The organism is Tenacibaculum haliotis, assembly GCF_025215075.1.
GTDB lineage: Bacteria > Bacteroidota > Bacteroidia > Flavobacteriales > Flavobacteriaceae > Polaribacter > Polaribacter haliotis_B.
The window spans coordinates 444,633-470,623 of the sequence record NZ_JAOBTH010000028.1 but is presented as its reverse complement, the minus strand read 5'-3'; the positions used below and the strand labels follow the sequence as shown (position 1 = coordinate 470,623).

Annotated in this window: 21 protein-coding genes, 3 tRNA genes and 2 rRNA genes; 25 read left to right on the top strand and 1 reads right to left on the bottom strand. The window is 31.1% G+C overall.

The window, feature by feature from the left end; translation table 11 throughout:
* The 5 genes from rrf (N2251_RS11755) to N2251_RS11735 all read left to right on the top strand — a co-directional run.
* Positions 1-96: ribosomal RNA gene (gene rrf, locus N2251_RS11755) — 5S ribosomal RNA — on the top strand; the annotation flags it as partial.
* A 61-nt stretch (positions 97-157) separates the two neighbouring features.
* A 5S ribosomal RNA gene (rrf, locus tag N2251_RS11750) occupies positions 158-266 on the top strand.
* A 333-nt stretch (positions 267-599) separates the two neighbouring features.
* Positions 600-2,696 carry a phosphate acetyltransferase gene (gene pta / locus N2251_RS11745; protein ID WP_260586884.1) on the top strand — a complete coding sequence of 699 codons (2,097 nt, stop codon included), beginning with the start codon at positions 600-602 and terminating at the stop codon, positions 2,694-2,696.
* A 2-nt stretch (positions 2,697-2,698) separates the two neighbouring features.
* Complete coding sequence (locus N2251_RS11740; protein ID WP_260586883.1) at positions 2,699-3,880, top strand: acetate/propionate family kinase; 1,182 nt, start codon at positions 2,699-2,701, stop codon at positions 3,878-3,880.
* A 2-nt stretch (positions 3,881-3,882) separates the two neighbouring features.
* Entirely contained in the window at positions 3,883-4,668 is a 786-nt protein-coding gene (locus N2251_RS11735; RefSeq protein ID WP_312025121.1) for a tRNA pseudouridine synthase A, read from the top strand.
* Between the two features lie 292 nt (positions 4,669-4,960).
* Here the strand turns inward: N2251_RS11735 and N2251_RS11730 are convergent, their stop codons facing one another.
* Positions 4,961-6,103: an acyl-CoA dehydrogenase gene (locus N2251_RS11730; RefSeq protein ID WP_260586881.1), complete on the bottom strand. Its 1,143-nt coding sequence runs from the start codon at positions 6,101-6,103 to the stop codon at positions 4,961-4,963.
* Positions 6,104-6,193: 90 nt separating this feature from the next.
* Between N2251_RS11730 and N2251_RS11725 the strand changes: the two genes are divergently transcribed.
* The 20 genes from N2251_RS11725 (at position 6,194) to N2251_RS11630 (ending at position 25,659) form a co-directional block, all read left to right on the top strand.
* The gene (locus N2251_RS11725) at positions 6,194-7,249 is read left to right on the top strand and encodes an anhydro-N-acetylmuramic acid kinase (RefSeq protein WP_260586880.1); all 1,056 of its coding nucleotides are present in this window, start codon (positions 6,194-6,196) and stop codon (positions 7,247-7,249) included.
* A gap of 197 nt (positions 7,250-7,446) precedes the next feature.
* Complete coding sequence (locus N2251_RS11720) at positions 7,447-8,679, top strand: Glu/Leu/Phe/Val dehydrogenase dimerization domain-containing protein (RefSeq protein ID WP_260586879.1); 1,233 nt, start codon at positions 7,447-7,449, stop codon at positions 8,677-8,679.
* 16 nt (positions 8,680-8,695) lie between these two features.
* Complete coding sequence (nhaD, locus tag N2251_RS11715) at positions 8,696-10,093, top strand: sodium:proton antiporter NhaD (RefSeq protein WP_260586878.1); 1,398 nt, start codon at positions 8,696-8,698, stop codon at positions 10,091-10,093.
* 140 nt (positions 10,094-10,233) lie between these two features.
* Positions 10,234-10,914: a MotA/TolQ/ExbB proton channel family protein gene (locus N2251_RS11710; protein ID WP_260586877.1), complete on the top strand. Its 681-nt coding sequence runs from the start codon at positions 10,234-10,236 to the stop codon at positions 10,912-10,914.
* Positions 10,914-11,306 (top strand): ExbD/TolR family protein, encoded by a 393-nt coding sequence (locus tag N2251_RS11705; protein WP_260586876.1) that lies wholly within the window; start codon positions 10,914-10,916, stop codon positions 11,304-11,306. The genes N2251_RS11710 and N2251_RS11705 overlap by 1 nt, the downstream gene beginning before the upstream one ends.
* Positions 11,307-11,368: 62 nt before the next feature.
* Complete coding sequence (locus N2251_RS11700; RefSeq protein ID WP_260586875.1) at positions 11,369-12,193, top strand: energy transducer TonB family protein; 825 nt, start codon at positions 11,369-11,371, stop codon at positions 12,191-12,193.
* A gap of 56 nt (positions 12,194-12,249) precedes the next feature.
* Positions 12,250-13,458 (top strand): bifunctional folylpolyglutamate synthase/dihydrofolate synthase, encoded by a 1,209-nt coding sequence (locus N2251_RS11695; RefSeq protein WP_260586874.1) that lies wholly within the window; start codon positions 12,250-12,252, stop codon positions 13,456-13,458.
* Between the two features lie 61 nt (positions 13,459-13,519).
* Positions 13,520-13,594: transfer RNA gene (locus N2251_RS11690), tRNA-Val, on the top strand.
* 38 nt (positions 13,595-13,632) lie between these two features.
* Positions 13,633-13,707: transfer RNA gene (locus N2251_RS11685), tRNA-Val, on the top strand.
* 34 nt (positions 13,708-13,741) lie between these two features.
* Positions 13,742-13,816: transfer RNA gene (locus N2251_RS11680), tRNA-Val, on the top strand.
* Between the two features lie 99 nt (positions 13,817-13,915).
* Positions 13,916-15,199, top strand: coding sequence for a nucleotide sugar dehydrogenase (locus N2251_RS11675; RefSeq protein ID WP_260586873.1), 1,284 nt, complete (start codon positions 13,916-13,918; stop codon positions 15,197-15,199).
* Entirely contained in the window at positions 15,199-16,137 is a 939-nt protein-coding gene (locus tag N2251_RS11670; RefSeq protein WP_260586872.1) for a Gfo/Idh/MocA family protein, read from the top strand. Before N2251_RS11675 ends, N2251_RS11670 begins: the two co-directional genes overlap by 1 nt.
* 27 nt (positions 16,138-16,164) lie before the next feature.
* Positions 16,165-16,590 carry an adenylyltransferase/cytidyltransferase family protein gene (locus N2251_RS11665; protein WP_260586871.1) on the top strand — a complete coding sequence of 142 codons (426 nt, stop codon included), beginning with the start codon at positions 16,165-16,167 and terminating at the stop codon, positions 16,588-16,590.
* Between the two features lie 8 nt (positions 16,591-16,598).
* Complete coding sequence (locus N2251_RS11660) at positions 16,599-17,927, top strand: UDP-glucose dehydrogenase family protein (protein WP_260586870.1); 1,329 nt, start codon at positions 16,599-16,601, stop codon at positions 17,925-17,927.
* Between the two features lie 5 nt (positions 17,928-17,932).
* Positions 17,933-18,949, top strand: a complete 1,017-nt coding sequence (locus N2251_RS11655) for an NAD-dependent epimerase (RefSeq protein ID WP_068704751.1) — start codon at positions 17,933-17,935, stop codon at positions 18,947-18,949.
* Positions 18,939-21,386 carry an SLBB domain-containing protein gene (locus tag N2251_RS11650; protein WP_260586868.1) on the top strand — a complete coding sequence of 816 codons (2,448 nt, stop codon included), beginning with the start codon at positions 18,939-18,941 and terminating at the stop codon, positions 21,384-21,386. Before N2251_RS11655 ends, N2251_RS11650 begins: the two co-directional genes overlap by 11 nt.
* Position 21,387: 1 nt before the next feature.
* Positions 21,388-22,452 carry a Wzz/FepE/Etk N-terminal domain-containing protein gene (locus tag N2251_RS11645; RefSeq protein WP_312025120.1) on the top strand — a complete coding sequence of 355 codons (1,065 nt, stop codon included), beginning with the start codon at positions 21,388-21,390 and terminating at the stop codon, positions 22,450-22,452.
* 15 nt (positions 22,453-22,467) lie between these two features.
* Positions 22,468-23,694: a flippase gene (locus N2251_RS11640; protein ID WP_260586866.1), complete on the top strand. Its 1,227-nt coding sequence runs from the start codon at positions 22,468-22,470 to the stop codon at positions 23,692-23,694.
* 37 nt (positions 23,695-23,731) lie between these two features.
* On the top strand, positions 23,732-24,604 hold the full coding sequence (locus N2251_RS11635) for an ATP-grasp fold amidoligase family protein (RefSeq protein ID WP_218773232.1): 873 nt from the start codon (positions 23,732-23,734) through the stop codon (positions 24,602-24,604).
* Between the two features lie 284 nt (positions 24,605-24,888).
* The gene (locus N2251_RS11630; protein WP_260586864.1) at positions 24,889-25,659 is read left to right on the top strand and encodes a glycosyltransferase family 4 protein; all 771 of its coding nucleotides are present in this window, start codon (positions 24,889-24,891) and stop codon (positions 25,657-25,659) included.
* Positions 25,660-25,991 lie beyond the last annotated feature (332 nt).

Genomic DNA, 25,991 nt, shown 5'->3' with positions numbered 1-25,991 from the left:
GCAATGGGGCTCACCTCTTTCCATCCCGAACAGAGAAGTTAAGCCCATTAGCGCCGATGGTACTGCCAATGGTGGGAGAGTAGGTCGTTGCCTTTCTTWTWWACGWYAWKMTKWWAMKAWTATGTTAACTTATACAGTTGAAATATACTGAACGATTTAAGGTGATTATCGCAATGGGGCTCACCTCTTTCCATCCCGAACAGAGAAGTTAAGCCCATTAGCGCCGATGGTACTGCCAATGGTGGGAGAGTAGGTCGTTGCCTTTCTTTTAAACCTCAATCTGAAAAGATTGAGGTTTTTTTTGCGCTAAACTCAAATGAAGAATTTAGGGTGAAAGGTGAAAGGTCGAGGTGAAAGGGTGAAAGAAGCGATAGAATGTAAGCAGTTGAGTTTTAGTTATACGAACTATACATTAATTGGGTTTAGCCACGATTGAAGTATTTGTTTGAGCTCTTTTTTGGTTTTATTTTAAAAAACAAAAAAAGCGAGTGCGGAAAGCGTGAATAGCTTCTACTAATTATTTTTAATGGTATTTTATACTAACAATTATCATAAAAGATTAATTTTTTTTAAATTAGTTTTGTTTAAAATTTTAAAAAATGAATAAAGCTATTTATATCGCGGCAAGTGAAGCTAATTCAGGAAAATCGATGCTTAGTATTGGTTTGATACAGTTATTGCTAAGAAAAAAACCAAAGGTTGGCTACTTTAGACCAATTATTGATAATCCGATTGAAGGAAAAAGAGATAATCATATTAATACTATACTTAGTTATTTCAATTTAAAAAACGATTACGAAGATTGCTACGCTTTTACACGATCTGATTTAATTCAAAAATTGAATGACGACAAAGAAGATGACGTTCTTAATAAGATTATTCAAAAGTATAAAAAATTAGAAGCAGAAAATGATTTTGTAATTGTTGAAGGAACAGATTTTTCTGATCATGGTGCAATTATAGAGATGGATTTAAATGTATTGATTGCTAAAAATCTTGGTATTCCCGTGATTATTGTATCAGGAGGTGTTTCTAAAACGTTAGAAGATTTTATCCAAAGTTTGAGGTTAACATATGATTCGTTTGTTAATAAAGATGTTCAGGTAATATCTGTAGTTGCAAATAAAATAGAAGAATCTAATATTGAAACGATTATAAAGAAAGTTGGAGAGAATTTACCAAAATCTGTTTCAATAAACGCAATACCAATTAATAAAACTTTAAATAACCCAACGGTTAAGGAATTTTTGAATGAAATTAATGCTGATATTTTATTTGGAAAAGAATTTTTAAATAATACCACAGGTGATATTAAGGTTGGAGCAATGCAATTATCCCATTTTTTACATCATTTAACAGAAGGAAGTGTGGTTGTTACGCCTGCCGATAGATCTGATATTTTATTAGGAACTTTACAGGCAAATATCTCAACGAATTATCCAACAATTTCTTGTATTGTTTTAACCGGAGGAATTAAATTAAACTCATCAATACTTAAACTAATTGAAGGTCTTGAAAAAATAGTTCCGATTTTGTGGGTTAAGGAAGGAACTTTTGGTACTACAACTAAGTTAGGAAATGTTAGATCGCATATTTATGCAGAAAATGTAGATAAAATTAAAATGTCTATAAATATTTTTGAAAAATATGTAGATGTTACTGCATTAAATGAAAAATTAACAACTTATAAAGGTTCTGATATTCTTACACCAAGAATGTTTCAATATAATTTATTAAAAAAAGCAAAAGAAGTAAAAAAACACATTGTATTACCTGAAGGGAATGATGACAGAATTTTAATGGCAGCTTCTCAACTTCAGAAAATAGATGTAGTTGATTTAACAATTTTAGGAAAAAGAGTTGCTATTGAAAGTGCTATTAAGCGTTTAAATATTTCTTTTGATTTTGATAAAACGGAAATAATCAATCCGATTGAATCTGATTATTTTGCTGATTTTTCTAATACATTATATGAATTGAGAAAACATAAAGGATTAAGTCCTGCAATGGCGGAAGATTTAATGGCAGATGTTTCTTATTTCGGAACAATGATGGTATATAAAGGTTTGTTAGACGGAATGGTTTCTGGAGCAGCTCATACAACGCAGCACACCATAAAACCAGCGTTACAATTTGTGAAAACTAAACCAGGATTCTCAGTTGTTTCTTCAATATTTTTTATGTGTTTAGAAGATAGAGTTTCTGTTTTTGGTGATTGTGCTATTAACCCAAATCCATCTGCAGAAGAATTAGCAGAGATTGCAATATCATCTGCGGATTCTAGTATTTCCTTTGGTATTGACCCAAAAATAGCAATGTTATCATATTCATCTGGAGCTTCCGGAAAAGGGGAGGATGTTGAAACGGTAAGAATGGCAACTGAAATTGTAAAAGAAAAACGTCCTGATTTAAAAATAGAAGGGCCAATTCAATATGATGCAGCAGTTGATGCATCCGTAGGAAAAAAGAAACTACCAAATTCTGAAGTTGCAGGTCAAGCAAATGTGCTAATTTTTCCTGATTTAAACACAGGAAATAATACTTATAAAGCAGTGCAAAGAGAAACGGGTGCTTTGGCAATAGGACCAATGTTGCAAGGATTGAATAAACCGGTAAATGATTTGAGTAGAGGATGCACGGTTGAAGATATTTTTAATACCATTATTTTAACAGCAATTCAAGCACAAGATATATAAATATGAAAGTTTTAGTAATAAATTCAGGAAGTTCATCGATAAAATATCAATTGTTTGAAATGCCTCAGCAAAAAGTTATTTGTGTAGGGTTGATAGAAAGAATTGGTTTAGAAATAGGAAATATTCATTACAAATCAGCAAGTAATGATATTGAAGAAGCACTTGAAATTAAAAATCATAAAGCAGGATTAGAAAAAGTAGTTGATTTATTGTTAGCTAAAAAAGTTGGAGTAATTTCTTCGACAGATGAAATAGCGATAGTCGGACACAGAGTGGTACACGGAGGAAGTGCTTTCACAGAAACAACTTTAATAACTGATGAAGTTAAGAATAAAATTGAAGCATTATTTTCGTTGGCACCATTACACAATCCTGCAAATTTAGAAGGAGTTAAAGTTGCTGAAGCTATTTTTACAAAAGCAAAACAAATAGCAGTTTTTGATACAGCATTTCATCAATCGATACCAGTGAAAGCTTATAAATATGCAATTCCGAATAAATTTTTGGAAGAAGATAAAATTCGATTATATGGTTTTCACGGAACAAGTCATAAATATGTTTCAGAGAAAGCAATTGCATATTTACATAAAGAAAAGTCTAAAATAATTACTGTTCATTTAGGTAATGGATGTAGTATTACCGCTATTGAAAACGGAAAAAGTATTGATCATAGTTTAGGATTTGGTCCTGTTACAGGTTTAATTATGGGAACTCGCTCTGGAGATATTGATCATTCGTTAATTTTTTACTTGATAAATAATTTAGGATATGATGCTGATTATGTAAACAACATGTTACAAAAAGAAAGCGGAATGTTAGGTTTAACAGGACACAGTGACTTACGAGATATTGAAGCGGCAGCTGAAAAAGGAGATGAAAATTGTCAGTTAGCTTTAGATATGAATGCGTATCGAATTAAAAAATACATAGGTTCGTATATTGCGGCAATGAATGGTTTAGATGCAATTGTTTTTACTGCCGGAATTGGTGAGAATTCTGTTTTAATAAGAAAATTAGTTTGTAATGCTATGGATTTCTTTGGTATTGAATTAGATGAAGCTAAAAATGATATGAGAGCCAAAAAGTTAACAGAAATTCATAAAGAAACATCGCAGGTAAAAATATTAGTAATTCCTACAAATGAAGAATTAGAAATAGCAAAGCAATCCTACGACTTATTATAATGATGAATTACAAGCACACATATTTAGTTACCATTCAATATTTAGGTTTCCGTTTTCATGGATGGCAAAAGCAACCAAATTTAAAAACGGGGCATCTTTTTTTAGATAAAACCCTAAAGTTTATTTTTAAAGGAATTCGACTTAAAAGTTTAGGTGTTGGTAGAACTGACGCAAGAGTTTCGGCAACCCATTTTGCGTTTCAATTATTTATTGATGAAAGTGTCGATTTTGATCAATTTATGATTGATTTTAATGCCAATGCTCCAGGAGATATGCGAGCGTTAAAGATTGAGAATATTGAAAATAATTTTAATATTATTCAGCACCCGAAGTTAAAGGAGTATCGTTATTATTTTTCATACGGAGAAAAAAATCATCCGTATGCTGCGCCGTTTTTAACGCGTTTTAGAGAGCAATTAGATGTTGATTTAATGAAAGAGGGTGCTAAATTATTTGAAGGTTTTCATAATTATAAGCGTTTTTGTACAAAACCAACGGAAGAAACTAAAGTTGAAAGAGAGATTGTGTTTTGTAGGATTGAAAAAAACACTGAATTGACGGCTTCTTTTTTTCCGAAAGAAAGTTTTGTTTTAATTGTTAGGGGTGAAGGTTTTTTAAGAAATCAGATTCGATTAATAATGGGAGCATTGCATGATTTAGGAAAAGGTGAGTTTGACTTAAATTTTATTAAAGAAAGTTTGAATCCTACTTCTGATATTGAGTTTATTAAAAATATTGCTCCGGCTTCTGGTTTGCATTTACATAAATTAGAATTTAAAGACTTGTAATTATAAGTACACGCGTTAGCGATTGAAGTTTTGTTTGAGCTCTTTTGTGAGGTACGAACAAAAAGCGAGTACGGAAAGCACGACCCTTGTGGTAACGCACATATAAAAAGGTAAAAGGTAAAAGGTGAATGATGAAAGGTAATGGGTTTTGGAAAAAGGTGAGTCAGAGTTGATTTGTTTATAGATTTAAATTAGGTTGAAAAGTTATATGGGGTATAAATAATAAAAAGTCTAACAAATTAATGTTAGACTTTATATTTAGATTTCTCGACGGTATTTGAAGAGATAGGTTTTATCCTTTAATAACACCTCTTGAAATTACAATTTTCTGAATTTCTGAAGTTCCTTCGTAAATTTGAGTAATTTTTGCATCACGCATTAAACGCTCTACATGATAATCTTTTACGAAACCGTTACCACCGTGAATTTGCACGGCTTCAACAGATTGTTCCATAGCCACTTTAGAGGCATATAATTTTGCCATTGCACCAGACATATCGTAACTGTTACCTTGGTCTTTATCCCAAGCAGCTTTCATAACCAACATTCTTGCAGCTTCAACCTCAGTATGCATATCGGCTAATTTAAATGCGATTGCTTGATGATTACAGATTTCTGTTCCGAAAGCTTTGCGTTCTTTAGAATATTTTAAGGCTAATTCGTAAGATCCAGAAGCGATACCTAATGCTTGAGCAGCAATACCAATACGACCACCAGATAATGTTTTCATAGCGAATTTAAAACCAAAACCGTCTTCACCAATTCTGTTTTCTTTCGGTACTTTTACGTCGTTAAATTGTAAAGTATGTGTATCAGAACCACGAATACCTAATTTATCTTCTTTAGGCCCTACGTGAAAACCTTCCATTCCAGCTTCTACAATAAAAGCATTGATACCTCTATGTTTTTTGCTGCGATCAGTTTGTGCAATTACTAAATAAACACCAGCACGACCACCATTGGTAATCCAGTTTTTGGTACCATTTAATAAGTAGTAATCTCCTTTATCTTCGGCAGTTGTTGCTTGAGAAGTAGCATCAGAACCAGCTTCAGGTTCAGATAAACAAAATGCACCGATTTGCTCACCAGTAGCTAATTTTGTTAAATATTTTTGTTTTTGTTCTTCAGTTCCATAAGCTTCTAAACCATAACACACTAAAGAGTTATTTACAGAAACCATAACAGAGGCAGAAGCATCAATTTTAGAAAGTTCTTCCATAATTAACACGTAAGAAATAGCATCCATTCCGCTTCCTCCATATTTAGGATCTACCATAATACCTAAAAAGCCAACTTCTCCCATTTTACGAACTAATTCGTCTGGAAAGGTTTGTGCATTATCTCTTTCAATTACTCCTGGTAATAATTCGTTTTGTGCAAAATCACGCGCTGCATCACGAATCATTATGTGTTCTTCTGTTAAACTAAAATCCATTGTATATGATTATTATATTCGTAAAAAATGAGTTCAAAGATATCGTTTTCGTAGCATATTTTCAATAAGCTTTTATTATTTTTACAGACTATGAATAACGATTTTTACTTTGTAATAGGTTTGATGTCTGGAACATCATTAGACGGAATAGATTTAGTATATGTTCAGTTTGATAAAAAGGATTATAAAAACTTTAGAATACTTACTGCGGATACAATTTCTTATACAGACTATTGGAAAGAAAAGTTGCAAACTGCAATTCATTTTCCTGAAGAGTATTTACTAAAGTTAGATGCTAAATATGGCGAGTTATTGGGAACTGAGATTAATTTATTTATCAAAAAAAATATGATAAAAAATATTGATTTTATTGCTTCTCATGGTCATACAGTTCTACATCAGCCAGATGATGGAATAACGCTTCAAATAGGTAACGGCAAAGTGATTTCTGAAATTACGAATAAAAAAGTGGTTTGTGATTTTAGAACGCAAGATGTTAATTTAGGAGGGCAAGGAGCTCCGTTAGTTCCTATTGGCGATGAGTTATTGTTTTCTAATTATGATAATTGTGTAAATCTTGGTGGTTTTGCAAATGTGTCGTTTAAAGAAAATGAAAACAGAATTGCTTTTGATATTTGCCCTGTAAATATTGTGTTAAACCATTATGTACAAAAACTCGGATTTGAATATGATGATAAAGGAAAAATAGCATCCAAAGGAAAAATAAACAAAGAGTTATTAGAAAAATTAAATGCGTTGGACTTTTATGATAAAAATCCACCAAAATCTTTAGGATTAGAATGGGTGCAATCAACTATTTTTCCGATGATAGATAAAATGGAGCATGATATTCCAATCATTTTAAGAACATTTATTGAGCACTCGGCAATTCAAATAGGAAAAATTATACGTAACAATAAATCCGTTTTAATAACTGGCGGAGGTGTTTTTAATTCTTTTTTAATGGGTAGAATTGAATTTTATGCAGAAATAAAAATCAAAATACAGTCCACCGAACTCATTAATTATAAAGAAGCTTTAATTTTTGCTTTTTTAGGTGTGTTACGTGTTGAAAATCAGGTGAATTGTTTGCGAAGTGTTACAGGAGCAAAAAAAGATCATTCGTCTGGTGTTATTTTTAATTGATCGTAATTTTAAATTAAAAAATTTGACCTATCATTTTTTTATGGTAATTTTGTGAAAGTGTGTTTTTTAAACATAAATTAAATAAACAAAAACTTTTTTAAATGAGACAACTTTAGCTTCTCTTAGTGAGAATATTTTACACAGATTATTTTAAAGATTATAACGAATTAAAGTTGAGAATTTATTAAAAACATATTATGAAAGATTTACTTAAAATATACGAAGAAAAAGAACCAGAAATTGTTTTTCATTGGAAAGATCAAGAAACTGATGCAGAAGGATGGACGGTTATCAATTCTTTAAGAGGTGGAGCTGCCGGTGGTGGAACAAGAATGCGTAAAGGATTAAACAAGAACGAGGTTTTATCTTTAGCAAAAACAATGGAAGTTAAATTTACGGTATCTGGACCCGCAATTGGTGGTGCAAAATCGGGAATTAACTTTGACCCAAATGACCCAAGAAAAAGAGGCGTTTTAGAGCGTTGGTATAAAGCAGTTACTCCGTTATTAAAACATTACTACGGAACAGGAGGAGATTTAAATGTTGATGCAGATAAAGATGTAATTCCGATTACAGAAAGCTGTGGAGTTTGGCATCCGCAAGAAGGTATTTTTAATGGGCATTTTAAGCCAACCGAAGCTGATAAAATTAACAGAATCGGACAATTACGTCAAGGTGTAATTAAAGTTATTGAAGATGAGCAGTTTTCGCCAGATTTATCTAAAAAATACACCGTTGCAGATATGTTAACTGGTTATGGTGTTGCCGAAGCAGTAAAGCATTATTATAATATTTACGGCGGAAATATTGAAGGTAAAAGAGCCATTGTTCAAGGTTTTGGAAATGTAGGTTCAGCAGCAGCATATTATTTAACGCAGTTAGGAGCAAAAGTTGTTGGTATTATTGATAGAGAAGGAGGAGTTATAAATGAAAACGGATTTTCTATGGATGAAATGAAGGATTTATTTTTAGCAAAAGATGGTAACAAATTAGTTGCTAGTGATATGATTCCTTTTGATGAAATTAACAGTAAAATTTGGAGTTTACCAGCAGAAATATTTGTTCCAGCAGCAGCTTCAAGATTAGTTTCTCAAGACCAAGTTCAGCGAATGATAGATACTGGTTTAGAGGTAATATCTCCAGGAGCGAATGTTCCTTTTGCAGATAAAGAAATTTTCTTCGGACCAATTATGGAATATACGGATAAGCATTTAAGTTTATTGCCAGATTTTATTTCTAATTGTGGTATCGCAAGAGTTTTTGCTTATTTAATGGAAGCTAAAGTAGCCTTACCAATGGAAGATAAAGCAATATTTGATGATACATCAAACATTATTAAAAAGGCATTACAAAGAGCGTTTGCAAAAAGTGCATCAAAAACAAAAATTTGTTCGACAGCATTTGAAATAGCATTAAAAGAATTGATATAAAAAACAAGTTAAAACAATGGAAGTAGCTATTATTTTAATATTTGTAATGGGGTATTTAGCCATTACTTTAGAGCATAATATAAAGTTAGATAAATTAATTCCGGCATTAGTAATGATGGCTATTTGTTGGGCATTAGTAGCATTAGGAGTTGATAGTTTTGCCAATTGGTTTGATTCGTCAAAGCACGCTTTAGTAGAAGGGTTTGGAGATTTAGCACATACTGATAAACTGCATTTGGTTGAAGAAACTTTATTACATCATTTAGGTAAAACAGCTGAAATATTAGTGTTCCTTTTAGGCGCAATGACTATCGTTGAAATTATTGATTATTTTGACGGATTTTCTACAATTAAAGATTATGTAAAAACAAAAAGCAAAAAGAAAATTTTGTGGATGTTTGGAATTTTAGCATTTATTCTATCAGCAATTATTGATAATCTTACAGCAACAATTGTATTGATTTCTATTTTACAGAAAATTGTAAAAAGAAGAGAGGATAGAATTTGGTTTGCAGGTTTAATTATTATTGCAGCAAATGCAGGTGGAGCATGGTCTCCTATTGGAGATGTAACAACAACCATGTTATGGATTGGTAAAAAAGTAAGCACGCAAATGTTAGTAGCGTATTTATTTATACCATCAGTATTATGTATGATTGTACCAACTTTTATCGCTTCTTTTTTACCTGCATTTAAAGGAGATATTGAATCGGATGAAAATGATGAAGAAGGTAGTAAAAGTCCGCATAGCGCTAGAATGTTATATTTAGGTTTAGGAGCTATTGTATTTGTACCATTCTTTAAAACCGTAACACATTTACCACCTTATGTAGGTATGATGTTATCATTAGCAGTGGTTGCTACCTTTGCTGAAATTTATAGTAGATCTAAATTCTCGATAACAGATATTAATAGCGAAGAGTCTGATTCACATGCACATCACAGTCCTGTTCACGCATCTTTATCAAAAATAGAAATGCCAAGTATTTTGTTTTTCTTAGGGATTTTAATGGCAGTAGCGGCTTTGGAATCATTAGGTATTCTATTTAATTTTGCAGATAGTTTAAAGCAGAGTATTCCGTTAATAGGGAGTGAATTAGAAGGAACTCATGTATCTGATTTAGTGGTTATTTTATTAGGTGTAGGATCAGCAGTAATTGATAATGTACCTTTAGTAGCAGCCTCATTAGGAATGTTTTCTGAACCAATTGATAATCCGTTATGGCATTTTATTGCTTTCTCGGCAGGAACAGGAGGTTCTATGTTAATTATAGGTTCTGCTGCAGGAGTTGTAGCAATGGGTATGGAAAAAATTGATTTCTTCTGGTATTTAAAAAAAATATCTTGGTTAGCTTTTGTAGGTTTTTTAGTAGGCTCAATTGCTTTCGTGATAATGAGAAGTATCATTTTATAATAGTATAGTAAAATAAAAAAAATCATTTTGAATACATAACGTACTCTTTTAAAGATGCTTTATGATATTCAGGATGATTTTTTTAAACAATTAAAGCATAAAAGAGTCGTTAGTATTAAAAGCACTTAAAAAATAAGTTGATGTTATTATTTATTCAAGAAAATATAGAAGGAACAGTATCCGAAGAAAAAACACTATCTATACTTCAGTTAATTAAAGATGGTGGTTTAGGAGGTCAAATTATTATAGGCCTACTTTTTGTGCTATTAGCGGTGGCATTATATATTTATTTTGAACGTTTTTTTGCAATTAAAGCAGCTTCAGAAGTAGATAAAAACTTCATGAATCAAATACGAGATCATATTATAAGCGGAAAGATAGAAAGTGCAAAAGCATTGTGTACAAATACTAATTCTCCTACAGCTCGTTTAATTGGAAAAGGAATTTCTAGAATAGGAAAACCATTAGATGATATTAATAAGGCAATAGAAAATGCCGGAAAATTAGAAGTCTATCAATTAGAAAGAAACGTTTCCGTAATAGCAACAATTGCAGGTGCTGCACCAATGATTGGATTTTTAGGTACCGTAATAGGTATGATTGTTGCTATACATGAAATAGCAAATTCTGGCGGACAAATAGATATAAAATTACTTTCTGATGGATTATACACTGCAATGACAACAACTGTAGCAGGTTTAATAGTTGGTATTATAGCTTATATATCGTATAATCATTTAGTTGTTCGTACTGATAAAGTGGTGTACCAAATGGAAGCAAAATCTGTCGAGTTTTTAGATTTATTAAACGAACCAGCCTAATGAATTTAAAGGGAAGAAATAAAGTTGATCCAAGTTTTAATATGTCGTCTATGACGGATATTGTTTTCTTGTTATTAATATTTTTCATGCTAACATCAACATTAGTTACAGTAAGTGCCATTGATGTTTTGTTACCAAAAGCAGGCGGTAAAACAGAAAGTAGTAAAGTGGTAGCTGTTACCATTACCGATAAAGCTGCTTTTTATATTGATAAGACTAAGGTGAATTCAGCAGATTTAGAACGAACAATTCTAACAAAAGTTGGGGCAGACAAAAAGAAAACCATTGTTATTAGAGGCGATCAAAATGCGCCTTATAAAAACGTAATGAAAGTTATCGATATTGCGAACAAGAATAAATTAAAAATGATTTTAGCTGTAAAAGGCAAGTAATTTAATGTTACTTCGAGTTGTTTTTCGAGGGATATTAAAATCAGCATGGATAAATTAGTAAAATGAAAATATTTGAAACCGAACATAAACGTAAATCAGCAATTATTACTGCTGTTATTCTGATGCTTTTAATCGTTGGAGTATTTAATTTCGGAATGAAATATTTAGATCCACCAATAGAGTACGGATTGGCTATTAATTTCGGAAATTCGGAAGTTGGTAGTGGTGAACCTGTTGAAAAAACAAAATCACAATCGGCACCAGAGAAACCACAAGAAGAAGTAGCGGAAGAACCCGTAAAAGAAATACCACAAGAAACTGTAACAGAAGAAGTGCTTACAAGTGAAACAACAAAAGAGGTTCCGGTTATAGAAAAATCAAAAGAAAAAAAAGAAGTTGTAAAAGAAGTCCCTAAAAAAATAACACCTAAAAAGAAACCAAAACCTACACCATCAAAAGAAACAACGGATGCGTTAAATAGTTTATTAAACGGAACATCGAAAGATGGTGCAACAAAAGGAGAGGGAGATGATGATAAATCGGGTGTAAAAGGAAATGAAAAAGGTGATCCGAATGCTAGTAAATATTATGGAAATTCAGGAAGTGGTTCTGGAGGGAATTATAATTTAAAAGGAAGAACTGCACTTTCTAAACCGATACAAAAACCAGATTGCCAAGAAGAAGGTACAGTGGTCGTAAGTATTGAGGTTGATCAAAATGGAAAAGTAATCAAAGCTATTCCGGGAGTAAAAGGATCAACAAATACAGCAGCATGTTTATTAAAACCAGCAAAAGAAGCTGCTTTAAGAACAAAATGGAACGCAGCAGTAAATGCGCCTTCAAAACAAAGAGGAACCATTATCTACAAGTTTTCTTTGTCTAAATAACTAGCTTTTAATAAAATGTCATCTCAATGAACGTTGAGAGATTATAAAATAGATATATGACATATCAAGAAACGGTAGATTGGATGTTTGCACAACTGCCAATGTACCAAAATCAAGGTAAAACAGCTTTTAAAAAAGATTTAACCAATAGTATTGCTTTAAGTGATGAATTGGGTAATCCTGAAAAAAAATTCAAAACAATTCATGTAGGTGGCACCAACGGAAAAGGATCTACAAGTCATATGATAGCTGCAGTTTTACAAGAAGCAGGTTATAAAGTAGGGTTGTATACGTCACCACATCTTAAAAATTTTACCGAACGAATCCGGATAAACGGAGAAGAAATCGGTAAACAGAGTGTCGTTGAATTTATTTCAGAAAACAAACAGTTTTTAGAAGCACAACACTTGTCTTTTTTTGAAATGACGGTAGGAATGGCATTTGATTACTTCGGAAAACAACAAGTTGATATTGCTATTATAGAAGTTGGTTTGGGAGGACGATTAGATTCTACAAACATTATAACGCCCGAAGTTTCGGTGATTACCAATATCGGATTAGATCATACACAGTTTTTAGGAGAAACTTTACCCGAAATAGCTTTTGAAAAAGCAGGAATTATAAAAAACGGAGTTCCAGTTGTTATTGGTGAGCGTCAAAAAGAAGTGGAAAGTGTTTTTATCACTAAAGCGGATGCTTGTAATGCTGAAATTCTATTTGCTTCGAAAGAAGATTTTAATTACAAAACCGATTTATTAGGTGATTATCAAGCCAACAATATAAAAACAGCCGTAAAAACTATTCAGCAGTTAAAAGAGTTTAAAATATCAGCAAAAAACATAAAGAAAGGTTTGTTAAACGTTGTTAAAAACACCAATTTAAAAGGACGTTGGCAAATTTTACAGACAGCCCCAAAAATAATATGCGATACCGCTCATAACAAAGAAGGTTTGAGTTATACTTTAAATCAACTTAAAAAAGAAAAATTTAAAATAGCGCATATTGTTTTAGGAATGGTTTCTGATAAAAGTTTAAAGGATGTTTTACCACTATTTCCAACAGAAGCTGTTTATTATTTCTGTAAACCAGCGATTCCTAGAGGCATGTCAGAAAAAACACTAAAAGAAGCCGCAAAGGAGTATAACCTGATTGGAGAATCGTTTGATTCTGTAAATCAAGCTTTTGAAGCAGCGAAGCTAAGAGCGAGTAAAGAAGATGTTGTTTACGTAGGAGGAAGTACGTTTGTCGTTGCAGAAATTTTATAAAATTAAAGTAGAATAGTGTTGTTTTTTTCTAAAACAATACTATATTTGCACCCGCAATTGAGGGCAATTAGCTCAGTTGGTTCAGAGCACCTCGTTTACACCGAGGGGGTCGGGGGTTCGAATCCCTCATTGCCCACAGAATTCCATACCGAAAAGGAATTAAAAAAAATATCGGGGCAATTAGCTCAGTTGGTTCAGAGCACCTCGTTTACACCGAGGGGGTCGGGGGTTCGAATCCCTCATTGCCCACAACATTCCTACCGAACGGAATTAAAATAAAATCGGGCAATTAGCTCAGTTGGTTCAGAGCACCTCGTTTACACCGAGGGGGTCGGGGGTTCGAATCCCTCATTGCCCACAGAAAGTCTCATCAAATTTTGATGAGACTTTTTTTGTTTATAATATTTTGTTGTCTATGTTTTTTGTAATTTCGTAAGCTATTTTAGTTGTAATAATGATGAATGTACCAAAAATTGGAATTATAGGATTGGGTTATGTCGGTTTGCCTTTAGCGAGGTTATTTGCGACTAAATATTCAGTGGTTGGTTTCGATATAAAACTCAAAAGAGTTGAAGAGTTAAAATCAGGTTTAGATGTAACGTTAGAAGTTAATAATGATTTATTAAAAGAAGTTTTAGTAGTTAATGACTCTGATGAAAAAGGATTGTTTATAACAAGTAATGCTGATGATATAAGAAGTTGTGATTATTATATTGTAACAGTACCAACATCCGTAGATAAAAACAACCAACCTATTTTAACGCCGTTATTAAGTGCAAGTAAAACAATAGGAAACGTCTTGAAGAAAGGCAATATTGTAGTTTATGAGTCTACAGTATATCCAGGAGCAACAGAAGAAGACTGTGTGCCTGTTTTGGAAAAAGAATCAGGATTAAAATTGAATCAAGATTTTTATGTAGGCTATTCACCTGAAAGAATAAGTCCGGGAGATAAAATTCGTACCGTAGAAAATATTTTAAAAGTTACTTCAGGCTCTACAGAGGCAACAGCTAAAAAAGTTGATGATTTATATAAGTCGGTCATTGCTGCAGGAACTCATATGGCACCTTCTATTAAAGTTGCTGAAGCATCAAAAATTATAGAAAACTGCCAAAGAGATATCAATATTGCTTTTGTAAATGAGTTGGCTAAGATCTTTAGTTTAATGAATATTAATACTAATGATGTTTTAGAGGCTGCAGGAACTAAATGGAATTTTTTACCATTTAAACCGGGTTTAGTAGGTGGGCATTGTATTGGAGTAGATCCATTTTATTTGGCGCAAAAAGCACAACAGTTTGGGTATTATCCAGAAATAATTTTATCAGGAAGACGTTTGAATGACAGCATGGGAAATCATGTTGCTTCAGAAGTGGTAAAATTGATGATAGCAAAAGATGTAAAAGTTAAAAATGCTGAAATTTTAATTTTAGGAGTCACTTTTAAAGAAAACTGTCCGGATATAAGAAATACAAAAGTAATTGATGTGTATCATGCTTTAAAAAGTTACGGAGTTACTATTGATATTTATGATCCGTGGGCAAAAGAAAAAGAAGTTTTAGATATATACGGCATAACTTTAAATGATACGCTATACAAGAAAAAATATGATGCAGTTGTTTTAGCGGTATCACACAATGAATTTAAACAAGTAGATTTATTGAGGTTGAAAAAGGAAAACGGAGTCGTTTATGATGTGAAAAATTTCCTACCTCAAAAATTAATAGATAAAACATTATAATGAAAAATTTTGCTTTAATTGGTGCTGCAGGATATATAGCTCCACGTCATTTAAGAGCTATAAAAGACACGAACAATAATTTAATAGCTGCGCTAGATAAGTTTGATAGTGTAGGTGTAATGGATAGTTATTTTCCGAAAGCAGATTTTTTTGTGGAGTTCGAGCGATTTGACCGACACATAGAAAAAATAAAGCGCCAACAAAACATACAGTTAGATTATGTAAGTATTTGTACACCAAATTATTTACACGATTCACATATAAGAATGGCCTTGCGAAGAGGAGCAGATGCAATTTGTGAAAAACCATTAGTTTTAAATCCATGGAATGTAGATGCTTTACAAGCAATCGAAAAAGAGTCAGGAAATAGTATTAATACCATACTTCAATTAAGGTTACACCCAAGTATTATTGCTTTAAAAAAGAAAGTTGAAGCTGAAAATAAAAAAGGTAAATACGATATTGATTTAACGTATATCACTTCTCGTGGTAATTGGTATGATGTTTCATGGAAAGGAGATGAAAGTAAATCGGGAGGAATTGCAACAAATATAGGGGTTCATTTTTACGATATGCTTTCTTGGATTTTTGGTGAAGTGCAAGAAAATTTGGTACACTTAAGAGAAAAAGATAAGTCGGCAGGTTATTTAGAGTTTGAAAATGCAAGAGTACGTTGGTTTTTATCAATTGATGAAAATTCATTACCAAAGCAAGTCCTAGAAAATGGACAAAGAACGTATCGATCTATAACCGTAGACGGAGAAGAAATTGAGTTTAGTGGCGGATTTACAGAATTACATACCGAAAGTTATAAAGGTATTTTAAAAGGAAATGGTTTTGGATTAATAGATGCTAAATCATCTATAGAAATTGTGCATGATATCAGGAATACAGCATTGGTTAATTCAGGAGAGAAACATTTATTTTTAAGGGGATAAAAGTATATTTGCAAAAAAGAAAAAGAAATGAGAATAGGAATAACCTTTAGCGCATTCGATTTGTTGCATGCGGGTCATGTAAAAATGTTAGAAGACGCAAAAGAACAATGCGATTATTTGATTTGTGGTTTGCAAACAGACCCTACGGTTGATAGACCTGAAAAAAACAAACCCATACAATCTGTAGTAGAAAGATACATTCAGCTAAAAGGATGTAAATATGTTGATGAGATAGTGCCGTATACTACAGAGCAAGACTTAGAGGATGTATTGCAATCTTTTAAAATAGATGTGCGCATTTTAGGAGATGAATATACTGATAAAAATTTTACAGGGCGTACCTACTGTGAAGAAAAAGGCATCACCTTATTTTATAACAAACGAGAACATCGTTTTTCTAGCAGCGAATTGCGTAAGGAGGTAGCTGAAAAAGAAAATAATAAGCTTAAATAATAAGAAGAATGAATATAGCAGTTGTCGGATCAGGATATGTAGGTTTGGTTTCAGGGGCTTGTTTTTCTGAGATGGGAAACAGGGTTACTTGTGTAGATATTGATTCACATAAAATAGATAAGCTACATGAAGGGATTATTCCTATTTATGAGCCAGGTTTAGAAAATATGGTGTTGAAAAATATCGCAAATAAAAACCTGTTTTTCACCACCAAGTTAGAAGAAGCGATAAGAGATGCTGAGGTTGTTTTTATCGCTGTCGGAACTCCTATGGGCGATGATGGCTCTGCAGATTTACAATATGTATTGTCTGTAGCCAAAGAAATAGGTCGTAAAATGACTAAAAGACTTGTGGTAGTTGATAAATCTACCGTACCTGTTGGTACAGCAGATAAAGTAAAAGTTGCCATTCAACAAGAATTAGCTAGCAGAGGAGAAGAGATAGCTTTTGATATAGTTTCAAATCCTGAATTTTTAAAGGAAGGAGCTGCCATCGATGATTTTATGAAGCCCGATAGAGTTGTTATTGGCGCAGCATCGGAGTATGCTTTTGATACCATGAAAGAACTGTATAGCCCTTTTTTAAGGTCACACGACCGTCTTATTAGCATGGATATTCGCTCAGCAGAAATGACAAAATACGCTGCGAACGCAATGTTAGCAACTAAGATTTCTTTTATGAACGAGATTGCTAATATCTGTGAAAAAGTAGGCGCAGATGCGAACCAAGTTCGTATTGGTATCGGTTCAGATAGTAGAATAGGGTACAGTTTTATTTATCCAGGAGCAGGGTACGGAGGTTCTTGTTTTCCTAAAGATGTAAAGGCCTTAAATAAAATTGCCCAAGAACACGGGTACAATGCTGAGTTAATAAAGTCTGTTGAAGATGTTAATAATCGACAGAAGTTTGTGATTGCAGAGAAAATCGTAAAAAGATTTGGTGAAGATTTATCAGGAAAGGTTTTTGCTCTTTGGGGACTGGCTTTTAAACCAGGTACCGATGATATGCGAGAAGCACCCGCTATTTATGTAGTAAAAGAATTGGTAAAACGTGGAGCAACCATAAAAGCATACGATCCGAAAGCGATGGAGGAAGCACAACACTTTTATTTAAAAGGGGTTGATGGTATTTCATACTTCGAATCAAAATATGAGGTTTTAAAAGAAGCAGATGCTTTAATTATGTTAACAGAATGGAAAGAGTTCCGCTCTCCTGATTTTTCAGAAATAAAACAACAACTTAATACTCCTATTATTTTTGATGGTAGAAATCAGTATAATGTTTTCAATTTACAAGATAAAGGTTTTGAATATTATCAAATAGGAAAACAAAACTAGCATACATGAAAATACTTGTTACAGGAGCTGCGGGTTTTATTGGTTTTCATTTGTCAAAAAAACTATTAGATAAAGGTTATACTGTTATAGGAATCGATAATATTAATGACTATTATAATGTTGATTTAAAGTACGATCGTTTAAAAGAATTGGGCGTACAAAAAGAAACAGCTGCTGCTTTTCATAAAGAAAATATAAGTAGCACGTATAGTGACTTTAAATTTAGGAGAATAAATTTAGAGGACAAAGAAGCTTTAGTTGCATTATTTGAACAAGAAAAGTTCGACGTAGTCTGTAATTTAGCAGCACAAGCAGGGGTTCGTTATAGTATTGAAAATCCGGATGCCTATATACAAAGTAACATCGTAGGTTTTTTAAATATTTTAGAATGCGCTCGCTATAACAACATAAAACACCTAGTATATGCGAGTAGTTCTAGTGTATATGGGGCAAATGCAAAAATACCTTTTTCAGAAGAAGATAAGGTAGATACACCTGTGAGTTTATATGCAGCGACCAAAAAAAGCAACGAATTAATGGCATATACCTATAGCCATTTATATAAAATACCTACAACAGGATTGCGTTTTTTTACGGTGTATGGACCTTGGGGAAGACCCGATATGGCTCCTATGTTATTTGCTGATGCCATATCAAACGATCGCCCTATAAAAGTTTTTAATTATGGTAAAATGCAGCGTGATTTTACCTATATAGATGATATTGTAGCAGGAATAGAACGCGTTTTAGTATCTGATATAAAGGACAGGACGCTATATAAAGTATACAATATAGGAAATAATAATTCGGTGAAATTATTAGATTTTATATCAGAAATAGAAAAAAATATAGGTAAAGAAGCTCAGAAAGAGCTACTACCAATTCAGCCAGGAGACGTTGAAAAAACATGGGCAAACGTTAATGATCTAATGAAAGATTATAACTATAAACCCAATACCTTACTAAGTAAGGGAATTAAAGAATTCATTAATTGGTTTAAAAATTATGCAGTTGACAAATAAAATAGGAAGAAAAGAAGTCTTAAAAAGTGTTTTCATAGTTCTTTTCGTATTCGTTAGTTTTACAAATTATGCTCAGAGTATTCAGCAACAAATGAATACTATTGAGGTAGATAACTTGTCAGATGAACAAGTAGCGAATTATCGTGATAAAATTAAAAAAGAAGGGTATACTTTAGAACAGGCATTGTCAATAGCCAAAACAAGAGGGATGTCTGAGCTACAAGCCCAGAAATTACAAGCTAGAATTCGAAATTTAGGTACTTCAACCAATAATCAAAATACGAATATAGATGAATCGCAAGGAAATAACAGTACTTCGAGTAATCAATTGCTTTTTGGATTGACAGGCAAAGAAGAGGTGGAACCTAAAGAATCTTTACTTTTCGGGTATGACTTTTTTAACAATCCAAATATTACATTCACACCAAACTTAAATATAGCAACGCCTGAAAATTATGTAATCGGTAGCGGAGATATACTCTCAATTGATTTATGGGGTGCTGCTGAAGCTAATTACGAGAAGAAAGTAAATAGGCAAGGTGCAATTAATATTCAAGGTGTTGGTTATATTCAATTAGTAGGTTTACCTATAAAAGCAGCAAAATCTAAAATAAAGAATTATTTAAAAAGAATTTATGCTGGTATTGGCGCTTCGTCTAATAGTTATAACAAAGTACACATGGCTGTTTCTATTAAAGAAGTTCGCAATGTGCAAGTAAGTATTGTAGGCGAAGTTAAAGTACCAGGGTCTTACTCGTTAAGTGGTTTTTCTACCGTATTAAATGCTTTATACGCAGCAGGTGGACCCACTGAAAACGGAACGTTTAGAAATATTCGATTGTTCAGAGGGGGAGAAAAAGTAGCCGACTTTGATTTTTATGATTTTTTAATCAATGGTTCTGAGACAGGTAATATCACAGTGCAAGATCAAGATGTTATCATTGTTAAACCTTACGATAAAATAATAACTATTGAAGGAGCTGTAAAAAGACCTGGTTTATATGAAATGAAAGCAGCAGAAACAGTAGTTGATTTAATAAAATATTGTAGTGGTTTTGTTTTTGATGCATACAAACAAAATATCATTATTGAAAGAATTAATGGAAAGCAAAAAGAATTAGTAGAGATTCCGTTAGTAGCTTTCGCTAAAGAAAAATTGAAAGATGGAGACTTTATAAAAATAAATAAAGTGTCTAATCAATTTTTAAATAAAGTTAGTGTTGCGGGAGCAGTTTTTCAACCTGGTAAATATGAGTATAAAGAAAATTTGTCATTAGCATCTTTATTAACAAAAGCTGAAGGTGTAACCAAAGAAGCCTTTTTAGATAGAGGTATTATTGTAAGAACTTACGATAAGGTAAATAAAGAGACCATTTCATTTTCGTTAAGAAGTAAAAATGAAAGCTTATTATTAAAAGAAAATGATAGTGTGTATGTTTTTTCTAAAGAAGAGTTAAAAGAAAAAGAATTTATTACGATTAATGGTGCTGTTAATAAGGCAGCTGAATTCGATTTTATGCAAGGCATGCAAGTAGAAGATTTAATTGCCCTTGCTGGAGGCTTAAAAGATGGAGCTGATGCTAATACGATTGATGTTTCAAGAAGGTTAAAAGATGGTAGTTTCGAAACAATAAGTAAAAATTTTGATTTAAAAGCCAGTGGTAGTTTAGCAGGTACAGTTAGTGATAATTTTGTGCTAGCACCTTTCGATATTGTTTCTGTTCGCTACTTGAAAGGGTATACAAAACAAAAAACGGTATTTATAAAGGGAGAAGCTAATTTTGAAGGCGAATATTCTTTAGGCGGTAAAAATGAAAGAATTTCAGATTTAATAGTACAAGCAGGTGGGTTAACAAAATACGCATATATAGAAGGCGCTTTTTTAACAAGAAAAAACAATAAGGTAGAAGATGTTAAACAATTAGAAATGATAGCAGACTTTGCTAAAAAAGACAGTTTAACAGCCGACACATCAAATGAAATAAAACAAAAAAATACTTTTAAGATTGGTATTAAATTAAATGAAATTTTAGCCCAAGATGGTAAAGATTCAAAGTTCGATTTGATTTTAGAAGAAGGAGATGAGTTGTTTATTCCTTCAGAAAGACAAACCGTAAAAGTAGAAGGAGAGGTACTATCACCATCGTTAGTTCGCTACGAAAAAGGGAAGAGTTTTAAACATTATATAGAAAATTCTGGAGGATTTTCAGCTAATGCAAAAAAGAGCAGGGCCTATGTTATTCATGCAAATGGAGATATAAAAACAACCAAACGCTTTTTGTTTTTTAAATCGTACCCTACTGTAAAACCAGGTTCAGTAATTTTAATACCTAATAAACCTGAAAATACTAGAAAAATTTCTACTCAAGAAGTTATTGCAATTACTACAGGTTTGGCAACGTTGGGTGTTTTGGTAAAGAGTTTAACAGATAAATAAAATGCTAGAAATGGAAAATGATAAATTAGACTTGTCTTTTTTAATACAAAAAATATATAAAAAAAAGAAGACTCTTAAAATAATTTTCTTGGTTGTTTTCTTGGTGTCTTTAGTTTATACTTTCTTTTTGTATGAAAAGAAATATGAATCTAAGATCGTTTTTATTCCACAAAGTTCGCAACAAAATTCATTGTTGTCTGGATTAGGCGGGGTTGCTTCCTTGGCAGGAATTAATTTAAAAAGCAAAAGCACAGAGGTTATTTCTCCTTTAATTTACTCAAAAATTATTGAGAGTAAACCGTTTTTAGATAAGATGGCAAATAGTTTAATAACTATTACTAGAGATGATACTACTTCAAAAATTACGTATAAACAGTATTATAAGGAGTTACCAAAATCTATTTTTTCAAGGATAAAATCTATTTTTGACTTCAAAAATAAAAAAGAGCCTGTTCTTAGTTTATCCGAAGTTAATGTTTATGGGGATTTTGAAATGAATGTCTTTAAAAATATTGAAAATGTGTTGAGGTTTAAATATGATGCAAAAGAAAATATTGTAACCATCGAATCATCTTTTCCTCAGGCATTAGCTTCTTCTGAATTAGTTTTAAATGCAGTGAATATATTAAAAGAGGAGCTAAGGCTTTTAAGAAATGAAAAAAATGAGAATGATTTAAAATTTATTGAAGAAAGATATAAAGAAAAGTATAAAGAGTTTAAAGATATTCAAATTTCGTTAGCCTCTTTCGAGGATAAAAATCAATATTTATCTAGCGCTCGATCTAAAATTAAACAACTCGATTTAAGATCTAGATATGATTTACTTTTTAATGTTTGTTCAGAGCTTGAAAAGCAAATAGCAACAAAACAGTTGGAAATTAATGAGAATACTCCATTTATATCTATAATAGAGCCTGTTTTTATCCCAATTGAAAAATCAGGTTTAAGTAAAAAATTATTAATTATAATAAGTTTGTTATTGAGTTTATTTTTTTCGATATTTTATGTTTTTCTACATGATTTTTATTTAAAGTTAAAGAAATCTTTATTCATAAATAGTAATTAAATCCATTTTAATTTAATGAATAAACTAAGAAATCTAATAAAATCTAATTCTCTAGTTTTAAAGAATTTTTCTTTTTTAGCAATACTTCAAATATTTAACTTGGCGCTACCTTTAGTGACAATTCCTTATGTGATAAGTATTGTTGGAGCTGAGAATTACGGATTGTTAGCCTTTTCATTAGCTACAATAATGTATTTTAATATTATTGTAGATTATGGCTTTAATTTAACGGCAACAAGAGAAGTAGCTGTTCATAGAGAAGATTTAAATAAGTTAAAAGAAATATTTGGTAGTGTAATTACTATAAAAACAATATTAATGTTATTGTGTTTTATTGTGTTATTAATGTTAGTTTTTTTTGTAGACGTATTTAGCCTACATAGTAAACTTTATCTGTTCACATTTGGTATTGTGGTTGGTCAAGCATTTTTCCCTATTTGGTTTTTTCAAGGTATGGAGGATATGAAATATATAACTTACTTAAATGTTATATCTAAAAGTTTTTTTACTGCAGCAATATTCATTTTTTTAAAAGAAGAGAATGATGTTTTTTTGGTACCTCTTTTTAATTCATTGGGGGGCTGTTTTTCAGGAATAGTATCTTTATTTATACTTAAAAAACAGTTTAAAGTTGTTTTTGAATTTCAAAAAATTGAAATAATTAAAAAGTATTTAAAAGATAGTTGGGATGTTTTTGTAATTGACTTCTTGCCAAACATGTATAATAATTTTTCAACTTTTTTATTAGGGTTCTTTGCACCTTTAGAGTTTGTTGGTTTTTATGCTTTAGCATCTAAATTAATAGGAGTTTTAAATAGCTTTTTATATGTTATAAGAAATGCAACTTTTCCTTATTTAAATAAAGATTCCTCTAAAATGCAGATGATTACGAAAATAACAATTGGAGTAGGGCTATTGTTTTCAGTATGTGTTTTTGCTTTTTCAGGATTCCTAGTACCTCTTGTTTTTGGTACTACCGGTGAAAATAGTTTACTATATATATATATACTAGCTTTAAGCCCCTTATTCTTGTCCATTGGTATTGCTTATGGAAATAATAAACTTTTAATATTAAAAAAAGACAGGTTGATGAGAAATATTACAATAGTTTACTCTGTAATTGGTTTTTTTATAGCATTAATACTTATTCCTATTTTTGGAGCTATGGGGGCAGCAATAACGGTCGTTTTTACAAGATTAGTTATGGCTTTTCTCACCTATAGTAAAAGTGTAAAATTATAAAATATACCGTAATAAAAAAGATTTAAAAAGAAAATATATGAAAGTCTTAACAGTTAAAATTAAAAAGTGGATATCTGGTTGTTTATCAGATAAAATGTTTTTAAAAATACAATATTATAGAAAGTTTAATAAATTTCTTAATTTAAAATCACCTCAAACTCTAAATGAAAAATTGCAATGGCTAAAGTTGTACGACCGTACCCCTTTACATACAGTTTGTGCAGATAAGTTAAAAGTAAGAAACCATATTAAAGAAGTTTTAGGAGAAGAGTATTTAATACCACTAGTACTATCAACGAAAAACGTTAATGATATTACTCCTGATAATTTACCAAATTACCCGGTAATTATAAAAACAAACCATGATAGTGGAACGTATTTTATAATAAAGAATAAAGAAAGTCAAAATTGGAAAGAAATTAGAGCTAAGTTATCAAAATCCTTAAAAGTCAATTATTATAAGGCAGGAAGAGAGTGGCAATATAAAAATATAGAGCCTTTTATAATTGTAGAAAAGTTATTAATAAATAACAATGGAACTAGAATTGAAGATTATAAATTTGAATGTTTCAATGGTAATGCTGAGATGATTAATGTTGACTTTAATAAAGAAGATGTCCATAAGAGAAATAACTATGATATAAATTGGAATTTATTACCAATTCTATGGCCTAAAGAAATTCTAAATGGACATGATATTCCTAAGCCAAAAGAATTGGAATCAATGATAAAATTAGCGGAGAAATTGGCGTCTGATTTTTGTTTTTGTCGAGTAGATTTTTATTTTTTCGAAGATAAAATTTTTTTTGGTGAAATTACGTTTCACCCCACTTCTGGTTATGGGCAATTTTATCCTGAAGAAAAAGATTTATATTATGGAAACCTAATTAAACTACCTAAAAAACAATGATAGCTTATTTCGTATATAAATTAGATAGTTATAGTGGTGCGGCTCAGCAAGCGTTACTTTTGGCAAAAACTGTAAAAAAAAAAATATTAATATTTAACACGAACCACAGCAACTACAAAAGCTATAGTGTAAACGATTTAATAGAAGTAGTTGATTTACCTTCTAGTAGTTTTAAAAGATTTTTTATCATTTTATATAAAACGATAACTAAAAACATAACAACGTATCACTATCACGGTTTTTTTACCATTGCATTTGTTTTAGGGTTTGTTTTAAAACGAAAAATGATTTTAAAAACAACTCTTTTAGGAAATGATGATTTCGATAGTCTAAATAAAAAAAGCTTTTGGAGTATAAAGCATTATATTTTAAAAAAAATAAATGTTAATGTTGTTTTATCAAAAAAAAATAAGGAAATAAATTCTAAATATATTGACGCCTCAAAAATAAAATTAATACCAAATGGAGTTGAACTTCAAGATAATTTAAAATCTTTAAAACAAAAAAAACAAAACTTTAGTTATGTAGGTTTGGTTTGTGAACGAAAAAGAACTTACGAAAGTATTTTGTATTTTATAGATAATTATTCGCATATTAATGATGCTATTTTAAATATAGTAGGACCCTATAAGGATGTAAAAGACAACTCGGAATTTGATGACAATTATGTTAAAAAATGTTTTAATCTAGTTAAAGAATCAGGTATGGGAAAAAGAATTCACTTTATTGGCCTTGTGTCTAAAAAAGAAACTCAAAATATTTTAAATAACTCAAAAGCCCTTCTGTTTTTTTCCTCTAAAGAAGGTTTACCAAATGTTGTTTTAGAGGCTATGTCTAATAATTGTGTTCCCATTACCAGTGAATTAGATGGTGTAATTTCGGAGATATTTAATAATAGAGAAGGTGGGTTTATTTTATCTGATTCATTTGAAAAAATAAATATTGATCTTATTGACTCAATTGTTGAAAAAAAACTCCCTTATTTAATCATGAAAAATAAATATGATATTAATATAATAGCTGATAAATATAGATTATTATATGAGAATAGCTAAAATTAATTCTTATATATTGATTCTAATATTCGTGTTGTTTCCTTTTTGGTCAATAATTGTTGCGCAAATCAATTATTTCTTAAAAGTACCGTTGAATATATTAACATCCATAAAATACCTTTTTGTAGTCTTCTCTATTTTTTTGTTTTTGATTAATATTTTTGTAAAAAAAAATATTCAAATTAGAGAGGAATCAATTTTATTAGGAGTTTATGTAATTTATGTTTTCTTTCATTTGGTAGGTTCCAGTTCTTTATTTTTAAAATTAGATGGATTTAAGTTTGAATTTATATTTCCGTTTTTGGCTTTGCTTATTTTTAACGCTAATAATT